Here is a 14,311-nt window from a genome sequence, read left to right as displayed (position 1 = left end):
CGACCAGACACGGTGTGATCCAGTTCACGCCATTGCCGGGATCAGCCCGGCTCACTACAGTTGGATTATGTATACGGGCGACTGCACACCGCATTCGGGGCGCTGATGTTGCTCCGCCAGCTGGAGTACCTCGTCGCCCTCGCGCGGGAGAAGCACTTCGCCCGGGCCGCGGACGCCTGCTACGTCTCGCAGCCGTCGCTGTCCGCCGCGATCCGCAAGCTCGAGCAGGAGCTGGACGTCCCGATCGTTCGGCGCGGGCGCCGGTTCGAGGGGCTGACACCGGAGGGTGAGCGGGTGCTGCTCTGGGCGCAACGGATCCTCGCCGAGCAGGACGCACTCCGGCAGGAGCTGTCGATGTTGCGCGGCGGCCTGACCGGCACCCTCCGGCTCGGCGCGATCCCGACCGCGATGCCGGTCGTCTCACTGCTCACCACGCCGTTCTGCGAGCGGCACCCGAACGCGCGGGTCACGCTGGAATCGCTGTCGTCGCGCGACATCACGCACAAGCTGGCCGAGTTCGACCTGGACGTCGCGATGACGTACCTCGACGACGACACGCTCGGCCAGGTCCGCAAGACCCCGCTGTACGAGGAGCGGTACCTGCTGCTGACGCCGAAACACACCGAGCTCGCCGAACTGCCGATCGCCACCTGGGCGCAGGTCGCGGAGCTACCGTTGTGCCTGCTCTCCCCCGACATGCGCAACCGCCGGATCATGAACGGGTACTTCACCGACGACGGCGCCACCGCGAACCCGTCGATCGAAAGCGACACCGTGTCCGGCCTCTACAGCCACCTCCACGGCAACCACTGGTCGACGGTGATCTCGCACGCGTGGCTACACATGTTCGGCGTGCCGGACGGGATGCGCGTCGTACCGCTCAAGCGGCCGGCGAACGGCCCGCGGGTCGGACTGGTCATCGCCGCGCGCAGCCCCGAGCCCGTGCAGGCGAGGGCGTTGCTCGACGTCGCGCGGCAGGCAGGGGTACAGAAAGCTCTCGACGATCTGCTCGACGTCCATCTGATGGGTTCTGGCGATCTCGCGATCCCGGCGGTGTAAGCGGGATCACGTGAGATCTGGACATAACCGGCGAGTACTGCTGGTTCAATGTATACAGAAGCCAGAATTCAATGAGAGGTGGACATGATTTTCACGCGTAGGTTCGGTGCTCTGGCGGCGCGGCCGCAGTTCCCGGATGCCCCGGAGCTGCAGGAGTTGAACAAGCCGGTGGACGTCGACGCGGAGCTCGCCGCGTTGACCGGCGACCCGGGGCGCGCCGCGCACGACGACGACCGCCGGAACGCCGGCGAGTCGGCCGCCTGATCCACGGGGTACCGGACGGCTGTCGACAGAGCTGTATGTCAGGTCATGGCACTTGGTAGACTGTCTACCAAGTGCCATCACTGAAGGACCGGAAAGGGACGTCATGACGACGATCAGCGCGGGGCCAGGGGCGGGCGCGGAACCGGCAGGCGCACGGCACGTCAAGCGGCCGCAGCCGCTGCGCGAGTCGGTGTACGAGGCCCTCACCGAGATGATCATCGACGGCACGCTGGAGCGCGGGCGGCACCTCGTCGAGGTCGAGCTCGCCGAACTGCTGGGCGTCTCCCGGCAGCCGGTGCGCGAGGCCCTGCAGCGGCTGAACAACGAGGGCTGGGTGGACCTGCGCCCCGGGTTCGGCGCGATGGTGCACGTGCCGGCCGACGACGAGGTCGACCAGTTGCTCGCGGCCCGCGCCGCGCTCGAGTCCGAGTCCGCGCGACTCGCCGCCCGGCACGCGTCCAAGGATGACGTCGCCAAGCTCCGCGAGTTGTGCAGGGTCGGTACGGCGTACCAGGAGGCCGGCGACATCGACGGCACCGTCCGGACCAACGGCGAGCTGCACAGCCTCATCACCGAGATGTCGGGCAACCGCTTCCTGGTCGACTTCGCGGCACAGGTCGACCGGCGCGTCCGCTGGTACTACACGCCCGTGGCACCCGTCCGCGGCGCGGCGTCCTGGCGCGAACACAACCGCCTCGTGAAGGCGATCAGCGAAGGCGACGAGGACAAGGCCGCCCAGATCATGCGCGAACACACCGAACACACCCGCAAGGCCTACCACGACCTCCAGGCCGCAGACCCGGCGCCCGAGCCGTCGGCTCCGGTCCAGAAGCGTCGCCGGCGGACTACCTGAGCTGTACTTCGTACCTGATCAGCCGCTCGGTGATCCGGAAGCCGTGCCGCAGGTAGAGGTCCTGCGCACGGGTCGGGCTCTCACCGTCGACGGTCAGGCGCAGGTGGAGTCCTCGGGAGCGGTACAGCACGGTGGCGAGCAACGCCGTACAGACACCTCGCCCGCGCCAGCTGGGGACGGTGCCGATCGGCCCTAGCTCGATGCTGCCGTCTGGCTGGTGGAAGCCGAGGACAAACCCGGCTACCTGGTTCACAGGGGTGACTGCCAGCGCGCCGTGGTCTGGTGGGCGGTCCCAGGAAGTGTGCGGTTCGACGAGCCGTTGGTCGCGGTACGCCTGTTCGTACGCGCGCTGGAATTCGTCCAGCGGTACGTCGGCCGGCCCGCAGTACCTGAGCCGCGCCGCCGGAACCGGCTCGTGCTCGGGCCAGCTGAGCCCGTCGTGGGCCATGGTCCAGACGGGGTAGGCACGCTGGAAACGCTCGTCGCGGACGGTCTCGTCGGCAGGCAGCCCGATCTGCAGGACTTCCACCCCGGGCGTCGATCTCGCCAGCCGCACCAACTGGGCGGCCGCTTCGTCCGTACTGCCCCGGACGAACCAAGCGCCGTACCCCCTCCGGTGTCCGTCCGCCGGCGGCAGGACCGCCACGGCGGCGTCGCCGGCCGCGCTGATGTCGACCCGCCAGCTCCGCAGAAACGCCCGTACCACGGTCACGTCGACCGCCGCGAGCGCCGCCAGCAACTCCGCGTCCGCAGCAGTCGCACGACGCCACCGGGTGGTCATCTCCGCACGATCCCACAACCCGCCCGCACCTGGGCGGTGCGGGCGGGGTTTCAGCTCTTCCGGCCGGTCGCGGCCTTGCGGGCTTGGAGGGTTGTGGACAGGTTGTGGTACTGAGTGACGGTGCGGTTGGCGTAGCGGTTGTGATCGAGGATCCGGGGCCACCAGAAGCGGGCTATCTGGTCGTGCATCCAGAGGAAGCCGATCGCGAACCCCATGCTGACCAACGCCCGGAACGCCAGGAACTTCCACGGGTCGACGGGCAGACCGGGCGTCCCGGTGACCAGCCAGACCGTGGTGATCCCGTGGACCAGGAGCGCCAGCGGGAACGCGATGGCCCAGTAGACCGCCGCCGGGGCGAACACCCCCGCGGGGACTTTGCCGAGGGCCACGAGTACGGCGTACCCGGAGCCGAACAGGATCAGCGGTACGCCGAGGCCGAGGCCGCTGAGGACCGACCAGCCGACGGGCCGGCCGGCGAACGCGGCCAGTCCGCCGGCGACCAGTCCCGCGGCGGCGCCGACCGAGGCGGCCGGGACGCAGTACTCCGCAAGCTCCTTCATGTCAGCCCACTGCCACGCCGAAGCGGAACAGGCAGTAGAACAACATGCCGAGGTAGAACACCGCTCCGAACCCGATGATCACGTTCCGCACCGGGCCGGGCCGGATCTTCTTCGGCAGCAGCCTGTTGTTGGTCAGCAGCAGCACGACGCAGTACGCGCCCATCGCGAACGTCGACAGGAACGCCAGCGTGTCCAGGATGCCCGCCGGACCGTCGGCCGGGCCGAACAGCAGGATCAGGATCCCGAACAGGATCACGCCCCACAGGAACCCGGCGTACAGCCGCGACATCGAGAACCGTTTCGCACCGGGCACGAAGTAGTACGTCATGTCCGCCTGCCCGCGGGAGAACGAGTCGAACAGCCCGAGGGTCGCGTTCAGCCCGATCAGCGCGATGAAGGCGAAGAACAACGTACCGAGGATCGGCGAGCCGGCCGACGCGAACGAGTCCGACATCGCCTTCAGCGCCGCCTCCCGGTCACCGCCCTCGATCAGCGTGCCGACGTTCGGGTTCTCCCGGGCCGCCGACATCGCCAGGACCGTGAACGAGATCGTGACCAGCATCGTGATCCCCCAGAACAGCAGGATCGCGTCGAACGTCACCCACTTGCGCCAGCCCTTCCACTTCGCCATCTCGGCCGGGTCCTCGGTGTCGAACATGAACCCGCGCGACGGCATCGACTCCGCCTCGCCCGAGGACCGCAGGCCGCGGATCTTCGGGATGTGCGCGCCCATGCCGGCGCCGCTGTCCCGCAACTGCAGCGTGTACCACATCTGCTGCATCCCGGACGGCCCGGCGAACGCGATCGAGCCGACCACCACCGGGAACCAGGCCTTGGTCATCACGTCGCTCGGGAAGTACCCGAAGGCGAACATCCCGCTCAGCGTCCGGCCGAGGTCGTCCCAGCTGCCGACGATCGCCGCGATCACCGACGTACCGACCACCAGCAGGCCGATCAGTACGCCGAGCAGCTTCTCCAGGAAGTTGTAAATCACCGACAACATGCTGAACAGCACACCCACGAACACCAGAGCCACGCACGCGGTGACCTGCCAGGGGATGCCGGTGACCTCCTCGAAGGCGGCCGCGCCGGCGGACAGATGGCCCGGCCACATGTAGATCAGGATCGCCGCCGCGTAGAAGAACCACATCAGCGGTTTGAAGATCCGGGCCGCGCCGAAGAAGATGCTCTCCCCGGTGGCCATCGCGTACCGCGCCATCTCCAGCAGCACGAACGCCTGCAGCGTGACGCCGACCATGAACAACCAGCGGATGTCCGGCCCGAACACCAGGACGAGCCGGGGCCACATGTACGACTCCCCCATACCCACGCCCAGCGCGACCAGGAACACGGTCGGGCCGAGGATGTGCATCGAGGGCGGTGCGTCCGGAAGTTTCCGGATCGGCATCGGTTCGAGCCTGCCCGCTTTCCAGACCTTCTCGGTCGCTGCCGTCGCAGCAGGCTCTTCGGGTACTTCTGAGGTCTTGCTCGTGACGTCCAAGGCGGACTCCTTAGTTCGACGCCAACTAGCGGTTGTTCCCCCGCGGACTGGTTCCTCCAATCAGCTGCGGCCGAGCGGACCGGCGTTGCGGGCCCAGCGGTACTTGGCACCGAGGACCTGGACCGGGGTCTCGGTGGTGTAGGGGTAGGCGACGACGCCGTGGTCGAACAGGTATCGCGCGGCCTCCTCGACCTCGACGTCGCCGGACAGCGAGGCGACCACCGGCTTGTCGATGCCCTTGGCCCGGAACTCCTCGACCACCTCGGCGACCAGCTTCGCGAACACCATCGGCGGCGTCACGATCGTGTGCCAGTAGCCCAGGATCAGCGCGTGGATGCGTTCGTCGGACAGCCCGAGCGCGATCGTGTTCCGGTACGTCGAGGGCGGTTCGCCGCCGGTGATGTCGACCGGGTTGCCGGCCGCGCCGAACGGCGGGATGAACTTCCGGAACGCCGCGTCCAGGTCGTCCGGGATGTCCATCAGGGTCAGGCCGGCGTCCACGCAGGCGTCCGACAGCAGTACGCCGGAACCGCCCGCGCCGGTGATGATCACGACGTTCTCGCCCTTCGGCGTCGGCAGCAGCGGGATCCCGCGGGCGTACTGGAGCATCTCGTTCAGCCCCGGCGCGCGGACCACCCCGCTCTGCTTCAGGATGTCGTCGTACACCTTGTCGTCGCCGGCCAGGGCGCCGGTGTGCGAGCTGGCGGCCCGCGCGCCCAGGGCGGTGCGGCCGGCCTTCAGTACGACGACCGGCTTCCGCCTCGACACCCGGGCCGCCGTCTCGGCGAAGGCCCGGCCGTCCTTCAGGTCCTCAAGGTGCATGGCGATCAGGTTGGTGTTGTCGTCGCTCTCGAAGAACGTCAGGAGGTCATCCTCGTCGATATCGGCCTTGTTGCCTACCCCAACGATCGCGGAAACTCCCATCCGGCTGGAGCGGCTGAAGCCGAGGATGGCCATCCCGATGCCGCCGCTCTGTGACGAGAGCGCGACGCTTCCCTGCACGTCGTACGGCGTGCAGAAGGTCGCGCAGAGCTTCTCCGGGAGGTAGTAGTAGCCGTAGATGTTCGGCCCGAGGATCCGCACGTTGTGCTTGCGGGCGATCGCGACGACCTCGTCCTGGAGCTCCTGCTCACCGGTCTCGGCGAACCCGGACGGGATCAGGATCGCGCCCGCGACGCCTTTCTCGCCGCACTGCTCGAGCGCCGCCCCGACGAACTTGGCCGGTACGGCGAACACCGCGACGTCGACGTCACCGGGCACGTCGAGGATGCTGGGGAACGCCTTCCGCCCGAGGACCTCGCCGCCCTTCGGGTTGACCGGGTAGATGTCGCCGGCGTACCCGCCGTTGACGAGGTTCTTCATCACCGAGTTGCCGATCTTGCCGTCCTCGTTGGACGCCCCGATCACCGCGACCGCGCTCGGCCGCATGATCCGGGTCATCGCGGTCAGGATCTGCTCGGAGCTGTAGCGCTCGACCGGCTTGCCGGCCTCGGCGTCGACGATGATCCGGAAGTCGACCGCGGTGGCGCCGTCCGGTCCCGCGAGCACCGGGTTCAGGTCCACCTCGGCGAACTGCGGGAAGTCTGTGACCAGGTCGGACAGCCGTTTGATCAGATTGCCGACAATCTCCTTGTCGACCGGCCGGGCGCCGCGGACGCCCTCGAGCATCTCGTGCGCCTCGATCCCGTCGACCATCGCCCGGGCCTCGCCGTCGGTCAGCGGCGCCAGCCGGAACGTGACGTCCTTCAGCACCTCGACCAGTACGCCGCCGAGCCCGAACGCGACCACCTTGCCGAACGTCGGATCGGTGACCGCGCCGACGATCACCTCCTGCACGTCACCGCCGGTGGCCAGCATCTGCTGCACCTGCACTCCGACGATGTCGGCATCCGGTTTGTAGGCTTTCGCATTGTCGACAATCTGCTGATAGGCCCGCCGTACGGCGTCCTCGGAGTCGACCCCGACCACCACCCCGCCGGCCTCGGTCTTGTGCAGGATGTCCGGCGAGACGATCTTCAGCACGACCGGGAAACCGATCCCGGCCGCGAGACCGGCGGCGCCGTCGGCGCTGGTGGCCAGTCCCTCGCCCGGCGTCGGGATGCCGTACGCGTCGGCGACCAGCTTGGCCTCGGGCGCGCTCAGCGACGTACGGCCGTCGGCCAGCGCGCGGTCGAGGACGGCCTGGACGGTTGCCTTGTCGTATGTCATCTGCTCTCCCACGTCAGATCACGCCCGCGCTCTTCAGGTCGTCGAGCTCGGCCTCGGAGATCCCGAGCGAGCCGTAGATGGCGGAGTTGTGTTCGCCGAGTCCGGGCGAGGTCTGCACCTCGACCGGCGAGTCGGACAGCTTGATCGGGCAGCCGACGGTCTTGAAGCTGCCGCGCTGCGGGTGCTCGACCTCGACCACCGCGCCGAGGTCGGCGAGCGTCTCGTCGGCGATCAGCTCGGCGGTCGACATGATCGGCCCGCACGGCACGTTCAGCGCGTTCAGCCTGTCCATCACCTCGAACTTGGTGTGCTGCTCGGTCCACTGCTCGATCAGCGCGAACATCTTGTCGAGCTTGTCGAGCCGCGCGGCCGGCGTCGCCCAGTCCGGGTCCTCGGCCAGTTCGGGCTTGCCGATCAGCTGCGCGATCGGCGCCCACCCGGGCGGCTGCACGATCACGTAGATGTAGTCGTTCGGCCCGCCGGGCGCGCAGCGCAGCGCCCAGCCGGGCTGCCCGCCGCCGGAGGCGTTCCCGGACCGCGGCACCGCCTCGCCGAAGTTGTCGTTCGGGTACTCGCGCAGCGGCCCGTGCGTGAGCCGCTGCTGGTCGCGGAGCTTCACCCGGGTGAGGTTCAGGACGGCTTCCTGCATCGCCACCGTGACCCGCTGGCCCTTGCCGGTGCCGGTCCGCTGGAACAGCGCGGCGAGGATGCCGGCCACCAGGTGGATCCCGGTCCCGGAGTCGCCGATCTGCGCGCCGGTCGCGGTCGGCGGGCCGTCCTCGAACCCCGTCGTACTCATCGCGCCGCCCATCGCCTGGGCGACCACCTCGTACGCCTTGAAGTTCTCGTACCGTCCGGGCCCGAACCCCTTGATCGAGGCGAAGATCAGCCCGGGGTTGATCTCCTGCAGCCGTTCCCAGGTGAAGCCCATCCGGTCGATCGCGCCCGGCGCGAAGTTCTCCACCAGGACGTCGGAGTTCTTGACCAGGTCGGTGAAGATCTCCTTGCCGCGGCCGGACTTCAGGTTCAGCGTGATGCTGCGCTTGTTGCAGTTCAGCATCGTGAAGTAGAGGCTGTCGACGTCCGGCAGGTCGCGCAGCTGCTGGCGGGTGATGTCGCCGGTCGGTGCCTCGAGCTTGATCACGTCGGCGCCGAGCCAGGCGAGAATCTGGGTGCAGGACGGGCCGGACTGCACATGGGTCATATCGAGGACACGGACACCTTCGAGGGCCTTACTCATACTGGGTCCCCTTTACTTGTACATGGTCTGGTTCATGGTTCCGGGGGCGTAGGCGTCCGGGTCGACCCAGACGTTGATCAGCGACGGCAGTCCGGACTCGCGGGCCCGCAGCAGCGCCGGCCCGATGTCCGCGGGGTCGCGGACCTCCTCGCCGTACCCGCCGAGCATCCGGGCGAACTCGTCGTACTTCACGTCGCCGAGGGTGTTGCCGACCCGGCCGCGGTCCTTGCCGTACTTCGCTTCCTGGCCGTAGCGGATCTGGTTCATCGACGAGTTGTTGCCGACCACACCGACGAACGGGAGGTTGTAGCGGACCAGCGTCTCGAAGTCCCAGCCGGTCAGCGAGAACGCCCCGTCGCCGAACAGCGCGACGACCTCCTTGTCGGGTCGCGCGTACTTCGCCGCGAGCACGAACGGGATCCCGACACCGAGCGTGCCGAGCGGGCCCGGGTCCATCCAGTGGCCGGGCGACTTCGGCTGCACGACGCCGCCGGAGAACGTGACGATGTCGCCGCCGTCGCCGATGTAGATCGAGTCCTCGGTGAGGAACTCGTTGATCTCGTGCGCGAGCCGCAGCGGGTGGATCGGGTTCGCGTCGGAGAGCTGCCGCGGCAGGCGCTTCTGGTACGCCGCGTCCTCCTCGGCGCGGAGCTCCGCGAACCAGGCCTTGCGGTCGGTCTTCCGGATCCGGCCCGACGCCGCCTGCGTGACGGCCGCCAGGATCGCTCCCGGGTCGCCGACCAGGCCGAGGTCGATGTCGCGGTTCTTCCCGACGGTGCGGTAGTCGAGGTCGATCTGTACGACGGTGGCGCTCTTCGGCAGCCGGCGCCCGTACCCCATCCGGAAGTCGAACGGCGTCCCGACGATCAGGATCAGGTCGGCGTTGTTGAACCCGTACCGCCGGGAGAGGTGGAAGTGGTGCGGGTCGCCGGGCGGCAGCGTGCCGCGGGCCGAACCGTTCATGAACGCCGGGATGTCGAGGGTCCGGACGAAGTCGATCGCAGCGTCGCTGCCGCGGGACGTCCACACCTGGGAGCCGAGCAGTACGACGGGCTTCTCCGCGCGGACCAGCAGATCCGCGAGTGCCTCGACGTTCGCCGGGTCGCCGATGCTCTTCGTCGACGCGCGATAGTGGCCGGCCTCCGGGACCGTCGCGGAGTCGACCGGGACCGAGTTGTCCAGGATGTCGCGCGGGATCTCCAGGAACGACGGGCCGGGCGCGCCGTTGTAGCACTCGCGGAACGCCATCGAGACCATGTCGGCCGCCCGCGCGGTGTGCGGCACCGTCGCCGCGAACTTCGTGATCGGCGTCATCATGTCGACGTGCGGCAGGTCCTGCAGGGACCCCATCTTGTGCTGGTTCAGCGCACCCTGGCCGCCGATCAGCAGCATCGGGCTCTCGGCGCGGAACGCGTTCGCGACGCCGGTGACCGCGTCCGTCGTACCGGGGCCGGCGGTGACGACCGCGCAGCCCGGCTTGCCGGTGACACGCGCGTACCCGTCGGCGGCGTGTGCCGCGACCTGCTCGTGCCGGACGTCCACCACCGCGATGCCCTCGTCCACGCAGCCGTCGTAGATGTCGATGATGTGACCGCCGCAGAGGGTGAAGATCACGTCGATCCCCTCGGCCTTCAGGGCCTTCGCGACGAGGTGACCGCCGGAGATCGTCTCCGGCTCGGTGCCTCGAGGGACGTCCGCGACTGGTTGGGTCTCCGACACTGTCTGCGCCATCTGCAGTCAACTCCTCGGAAAGGCCGTGATCCGGCTTGATGTAGATTGCATACCGTATGGTGTAGTCGTAGTCTTAACCCAGGCGACAGCAGTTGTCCAGAGCTCGGGGCCAGGAGGCTGTGATGACGATTTCCGGCGAACTCGACCGCACCCGCGCCGCGCTCCTCGCACTGGAGAAATCCCTGATGGCATTGAGGAATCGCGTCGGTCCGCACGTCGACGTACTGCGGCTTCTGGACGACCTCGAGCGCTGCACCGCGGACCTCCGGCGGCTGGAGGAGCAGGTCGGCGTCCGGTCGCGGCCGCACGAACTGGTGGCCATCCCGGACGACGACTACGCCCACGACTTCTGGGCCGAGGCGGAGCAGGAAGGCCTGGGGCGTACGGCGCCTTGAACCGCCAAGCACTGCTTGAGCAGCTGCCGCAACCGCCGGTCGCTGTCAGGTGCACGCGCGACGACCGCCGCCGCCTCCGCCACCTGCTCCGTGGCGACGAAGCTCCGGTAGAACCGCTCGCTCCACCCCACCCGTGACAACGCCGGCAACCACCATCGCGCCGCTCCCCCGGGGCCTTCTTCGTCGCCGAGCAGATACAACGCCGTCTGCCGGGCAGCCATCAACCTCCGCCGCTCGTCCCCGGACAACAGTTCTTCGGAGGGCTTGGTGGTTGCCAGGGCGGTGGAGACACAGAGGGCGACCAGGCGGGCGGAGGGCTCGAGTCCGGGGGTGTTGGTGTCGAGGAAGCGTGGGGCCAGCGGGAGGAGGAGGGGACGGGCGGAAGGAGTGGCGTGGTCGTGGGCGGCGCGGGCGGCGGCACCGAGGACGGGGTGGACGGTTGACGGGTGGTCGGTCCAGGGTTCTCGCGCCAGCCGGGAGACCAACTCCATCAAACAGGGATCAGGACGCGGGATCTTGGCGTAGCCGTTCACTCGCCGGTCACCGGAGTACCCAGCTGGGGGCGCGCAGGAAGCGCCGGCCGCCCGGGCTGTTTGAGAAGACGCACACTCAGTGCGGTCAGCACACCGAGGAGCCCAGCGCCGAGGAACAGCGGACGGTACCCCGCCACGCTCACCAAGGACGCAGCGACACCGATCCCCAGCAACCCGCCCACGGCCTTGGCGGAGTAGAGAATCGCCTGGTTCTGCAACAGGCTGTTCTCGCCGAAGAACTCCAGCACGAGGTTCGCCATGATCGCGTAGAACGCGCCTCCGCCCAGCCCGGCGAACATCGCGCACAGGACGAAGGCCCAGCCCGCGTTCGCCACCACCAGCCCGATATGTGCGAATCCTTCGATCATCAGCACTGCCGCCAGCACCCGCCGCCGACCGAAGCGGTCCGACAAACTGCCCGCCGCCGATCGCCCGAGCCCGTTGACCGCGGCAAGCATCCCGGCAGCAACCGCCGCCGTACCGAAAGCATGTCCGGACGCGACCGCGTAACTCACCACGAACGCGATCCCGAACAGTGACAGCGCGGCACTGATTGCCAACAGCAACCACATCAACGGCAGCGCGCCGGTCCGCAGGGCCTCACCGGGACGGTACTGGCGAACGGCCGGCGCGTTGTGCGGAATGCTGCGGTTCAGCTTCCGGTCGACAGCCCAGGCCTGAGCATCGAGCTCCGCCGGCCACCAATGCCGAGGCGGGTCCTTCAGCAACCCTCCGGCGGCCAGCACCGCCAGCAGCGCCACCGCGGCCGTCAGATCGTAGACAATCGGCTCGTCGACAATCGCCAGCAGCACGATGCTCGGTACGGCGCCCACCGCGAACCCGCCGGTGACGAAGCCGATCGTCGCGGTCCGCCGCTCCGGGAACCAGCGCGCCGACGTCGTGATGCAGGCCGCGTACACGATTCCAGCACCCGTGCCGCCGAGCAGCGAGTAGCCGACGAGTACGACGACGTAGGTGTGCACGTGGGCCAACGTCACGAGTCCGACCACGGCAAGCACCCCGCCTGCTATGACGAGCTGCGCCGGCGTCAGCCGACGTACCCGATGCGCCCAGGCGGCGGGCACCGCGACCAGCGCCTGGCAGGCGACGAAGAGCGCGAGCAACCAGAGCGTGCGCGCGGTACCCCACCCGCGATCGGACTCCAGTCCGAGTGCCGCCGTTCCGAAGGAGTACTGCAGTGGGCTGATCGCGACCATGCAGGCCCAGGCGGCCCACAGCTGCCAGCGGCGCGGATGTCCGGTCAGCTCGCGGGCATCCTCACCGATCCGGTACCGCCGGCCGTAGACGTCACGCACATCCCGGGGCGTGGAAATCATGTCGCCTCCTGACTACTGCATACCGTATTAGATCTACATGTGATCTGTGGTACCTCTCCGGCCGCGGCATGTCCAGACCTGGACGCCCTTGTGACAAGATTGCATACCGCATACAGTCGTCACCAGACACTCTCAGGAGGCTGATGTGGACCTGATGGAGTACCAGGCCAAGGAGCTGTTCGCCCGGCACGGCGTCCCAGTGACGCTCGGCCGGGTGATCGACGACCCGGCCGCCGCCCCGGACGCGGCCCGCGAACTCGGCGGGCGGGTCGTGGTGAAGGCCCAGGTGAAGGCGGGCGGCCGCGGCAAGGCCGGCGGCGTGAAACTCGCCGCCACCCCGGAGGAGGCGCACACGGTGGCGGCCGAGATCCTCGGGATGGATATCAAGGGGCACACCGTGCGGCGCGTGCTGCTCGCCCCGGCCGCTGACATCGCCGAGGAGTACTACCTCTCGTTCCTGGTCGACCGCGCGAACCGCGAGTACCTCTGCATCGCGAGCACCGAGGGCGGCGTCGAGATCGAGGAGGTCGCGCGCACCCACCCGGAAGCGATCGCGAAGGTCCGGATCGATCCGATCGCGGGCGTCGACGAGGCGAAGGCCGCGGAGATCGTCACGGCGGCGGGCTTCCCGGCCGGCGCCGCTGCGGTCGTACGGCGGTTGTGGGACGTCTTCGTCGCCGAGGACGCCTCGCTCGTCGAGGTGAATCCGCTGGTGAAGCTGGCCGACGGCTCACTGGAGGCCCTCGACGGCAAGGTCACGCTCGACGGCAACGCGGCGTACCGGCACCCGGAGCACACGGCGTACGACGACAAGGCGGCGGCCGACCCGCTGGAGGCCGCGGCGCACGCGAAGGGCCTGAACTACGTGAAGCTCGACGGTTCGGTCGGCATCATCGGCAACGGCGCGGGCCTGGTCATGTCGACCCTGGACGTCGTCGCGTACGCCGGTGAGCCGTACGGCGTGCGACCGGCGAACTTCCTCGACATCGGCGGCGGTGCTTCGGCCGAGGTGATGGCGAACGGGCTCGGCATCATCCTGTCCGACCCACAGGTACGCAGCGTGTTCGTGAACGTTTTCGGCGGCATCACCGCCTGCGACGCGGTCGCGAACGGCATCGTGCAGGCCCTCGCCGTGCTCGGCCGGCAGGCGGACAAGCCGCTCGTCGTCAGGCTGGACGGCAACAACGTCGACGAGGGCCGCAAGATCCTTGCCCAGGCCAACCATCCACTGGTGACCGTGGTCGCCACCATGGACGGCGCCGCGGAACTGGCTGCCCAGAAGGGAGCGGAGTGAGATGGCGATCTTCCTGACCGAGAAGAGCCGGGTCCTCGTCCAAGGGATGACCGGCGCCGAGGGCCAGAAGCACACCAGCCGGATGCTTGCCGCCGGCACCACCGTGGTCGGCGGCGTGACGCCGGGCAAGGGCGGGCAGTCGGTGGACTTCGCGAAATGCTCGGTCCCGGTGTACGGATCGTGCGCGCACGCGGTCCGGGCGACCGGCGCCGACGTGTCGGTCGTGTTCGTGCCACCGCGCTTCACCAAGGCCGCGGTGATCGAAGCCGTCGACGCCGCCATCCCACTGGTCGTGGTGATCACCGAGGGCGTCCCGGTGCACGACACCGCCGAGTTCTTCGCGTACGCACAGGCGAACGGGACCAGGGTGATCGGCCCGAACTGCCCAGGCATCATCAGCCCGGGCCGTTCGAACGCGGGCATCATCCCGGCGGACATCGCGGGACCCGGGCGCCTCGGTCTGGTCAGCAAGTCCGGCACGCTGACGTACCAGATGATGTACGAGCTGCAGGACTTCGGGTTCTCGACGGCGATCGGGATCGGTGGTGACCCGAT

The 14,311-nt window shown here is 68.8% G+C and carries 14 protein-coding genes; 6 read left to right on the top strand and 8 right to left on the bottom strand.

Going from position 1 to position 14,311, the window contains the following annotated elements; translation table 11 throughout:
• Positions 1 to 105: 105 nt before the first annotated feature.
• From AB0M51_RS00070 to AB0M51_RS00060, 3 genes are all read left to right on the top strand, one after another.
• Positions 106 to 1,059, top strand: a complete 954-nt coding sequence (locus AB0M51_RS00070; protein ID WP_344190629.1) for a LysR family transcriptional regulator — start codon at positions 106 to 108, stop codon at positions 1,057 to 1,059.
• A gap of 84 nt (positions 1,060 to 1,143) precedes the next feature.
• Positions 1,144 to 1,323: a hypothetical protein gene (locus AB0M51_RS00065; RefSeq protein ID WP_344190631.1), complete on the top strand. Its 180-nt coding sequence runs from the start codon at positions 1,144 to 1,146 to the stop codon at positions 1,321 to 1,323.
• Between the two features lie 103 nt (positions 1,324 to 1,426).
• On the top strand, positions 1,427 to 2,176 hold the full coding sequence (locus AB0M51_RS00060; protein WP_344190633.1) for a GntR family transcriptional regulator: 750 nt from the start codon (positions 1,427 to 1,429) through the stop codon (positions 2,174 to 2,176).
• Here the strand turns inward: AB0M51_RS00060 and AB0M51_RS00055 are convergent.
• From AB0M51_RS00055 to AB0M51_RS00030, 6 genes are read right to left on the bottom strand one after another with little or no spacing between them, the layout of a single operon-like run.
• Positions 2,169 to 2,957 carry a GNAT family N-acetyltransferase gene (locus AB0M51_RS00055; protein ID WP_344190635.1) on the bottom strand — a complete coding sequence of 263 codons (789 nt, stop codon included), beginning with the start codon at positions 2,955 to 2,957 and terminating at the stop codon, positions 2,169 to 2,171. The two genes, AB0M51_RS00060 and AB0M51_RS00055, sit on opposite strands and share 8 nt — an antisense overlap.
• A gap of 50 nt (positions 2,958 to 3,007) precedes the next feature.
• Positions 3,008 to 3,517: a hypothetical protein gene (locus AB0M51_RS00050; protein ID WP_344190637.1), complete on the bottom strand. Its 510-nt coding sequence runs from the start codon at positions 3,515 to 3,517 to the stop codon at positions 3,008 to 3,010.
• A gap of 1 nt (position 3,518) precedes the next feature.
• Positions 3,519 to 5,018: an Nramp family divalent metal transporter gene (locus AB0M51_RS00045; protein WP_344190639.1), complete on the bottom strand. Its 1,500-nt coding sequence runs from the start codon at positions 5,016 to 5,018 to the stop codon at positions 3,519 to 3,521.
• A 60-nt stretch (positions 5,019 to 5,078) separates the two neighbouring features.
• Positions 5,079 to 7,226 (bottom strand): acetate--CoA ligase family protein, encoded by a 2,148-nt coding sequence (locus AB0M51_RS00040; protein WP_344190641.1) that lies wholly within the window; start codon positions 7,224 to 7,226, stop codon positions 5,079 to 5,081.
• A gap of 13 nt (positions 7,227 to 7,239) precedes the next feature.
• Positions 7,240 to 8,466, bottom strand: coding sequence for a formyl-CoA transferase (gene frc / locus AB0M51_RS00035; RefSeq protein ID WP_344190643.1), 1,227 nt, complete (start codon positions 8,464 to 8,466; stop codon positions 7,240 to 7,242).
• Between the two features lie 12 nt (positions 8,467 to 8,478).
• A complete protein-coding gene (locus tag AB0M51_RS00030; protein ID WP_344190645.1) occupies positions 8,479 to 10,197 on the bottom strand; it encodes a thiamine pyrophosphate-binding protein in 1,719 nt (572 codons plus the stop codon).
• A 122-nt stretch (positions 10,198 to 10,319) separates the two neighbouring features.
• On the opposite strand from AB0M51_RS00030, the gene AB0M51_RS00025 reads away from it, so the two are divergent.
• Positions 10,320 to 10,592 (top strand): hypothetical protein, encoded by a 273-nt coding sequence (locus tag AB0M51_RS00025; RefSeq protein WP_344190647.1) that lies wholly within the window; start codon positions 10,320 to 10,322, stop codon positions 10,590 to 10,592.
• Here the strand turns inward: AB0M51_RS00025 and AB0M51_RS00020 are convergent.
• On the bottom strand, positions 10,532 to 11,083 hold the full coding sequence (locus tag AB0M51_RS00020) for a hypothetical protein (protein WP_344190649.1): 552 nt from the start codon (positions 11,081 to 11,083) through the stop codon (positions 10,532 to 10,534). The genes AB0M51_RS00025 and AB0M51_RS00020 overlap by 61 nt on opposite strands.
• A gap of 38 nt (positions 11,084 to 11,121) precedes the next feature.
• A complete protein-coding gene (locus AB0M51_RS00015; RefSeq protein ID WP_344190651.1) occupies positions 11,122 to 12,462 on the bottom strand; it encodes an MFS transporter in 1,341 nt (446 codons plus the stop codon).
• A 145-nt stretch (positions 12,463 to 12,607) separates the two neighbouring features.
• On the opposite strand from AB0M51_RS00015, the gene sucC reads away from it, so the two are divergent.
• Both sucC and AB0M51_RS00005 read left to right on the top strand, forming a co-directional pair.
• Positions 12,608 to 13,756, top strand: a complete 1,149-nt coding sequence (gene sucC, locus AB0M51_RS00010) for an ADP-forming succinate--CoA ligase subunit beta (RefSeq protein WP_344190653.1) — start codon at positions 12,608 to 12,610, stop codon at positions 13,754 to 13,756.
• 1 nt (position 13,757) lies between these two features.
• A partial coding sequence (locus AB0M51_RS00005; RefSeq protein WP_363747422.1) for a CoA-binding protein occupies positions 13,758 to 14,311 on the top strand: 554 nt, incomplete at its 3' end.

This window comes from Kribbella sp. NPDC051137, from assembly GCF_040682535.1.
Classification (GTDB): domain Bacteria; phylum Actinomycetota; class Actinomycetes; order Propionibacteriales; family Kribbellaceae; genus Kribbella; species Kribbella karoonensis.
This window is presented reverse-complemented; position numbering and strand designations above follow the sequence as displayed.

Excerpts from the sequence above, each read along its gene's own strand:
- AB0M51_RS00070 (WP_344190629.1), top strand. The coding sequence starts at position 106 with ATGTTGCTCCGCCAGCTGGAGTACCTCGTCGCCCTCGCGCGGGAGAAG.
- AB0M51_RS00065 (WP_344190631.1), top strand. The coding sequence starts at position 1,144 with ATGATTTTCACGCGTAGGTTCGGTGCTCTGGCGGCGCGGCCGCAGTTC.
- AB0M51_RS00060 (WP_344190633.1), top strand. The coding sequence starts at position 1,427 with ATGACGACGATCAGCGCGGGGCCAGGGGCGGGCGCGGAACCGGCAGGC.
- AB0M51_RS00055 (WP_344190635.1), bottom strand. The coding sequence starts at position 2,957 with ATGACCACCCGGTGGCGTCGTGCGACTGCTGCGGACGCGGAGTTGCTG.
- AB0M51_RS00050 (WP_344190637.1), bottom strand. The coding sequence starts at position 3,517 with ATGAAGGAGCTTGCGGAGTACTGCGTCCCGGCCGCCTCGGTCGGCGCC.
- AB0M51_RS00040 (WP_344190641.1), bottom strand. The coding sequence starts at position 7,226 with ATGACATACGACAAGGCAACCGTCCAGGCCGTCCTCGACCGCGCGCTG.
- frc (WP_344190643.1), bottom strand. The coding sequence starts at position 8,466 with ATGAGTAAGGCCCTCGAAGGTGTCCGTGTCCTCGATATGACCCATGTG.
- AB0M51_RS00030 (WP_344190645.1), bottom strand. The coding sequence starts at position 10,197 with ATGGCGCAGACAGTGTCGGAGACCCAACCAGTCGCGGACGTCCCTCGA.
- AB0M51_RS00025 (WP_344190647.1), top strand. The coding sequence starts at position 10,320 with ATGACGATTTCCGGCGAACTCGACCGCACCCGCGCCGCGCTCCTCGCA.
- AB0M51_RS00020 (WP_344190649.1), bottom strand. The coding sequence starts at position 11,083 with ATGGAGTTGGTCTCCCGGCTGGCGCGAGAACCCTGGACCGACCACCCG.
- AB0M51_RS00015 (WP_344190651.1), bottom strand. The coding sequence starts at position 12,462 with ATGATTTCCACGCCCCGGGATGTGCGTGACGTCTACGGCCGGCGGTAC.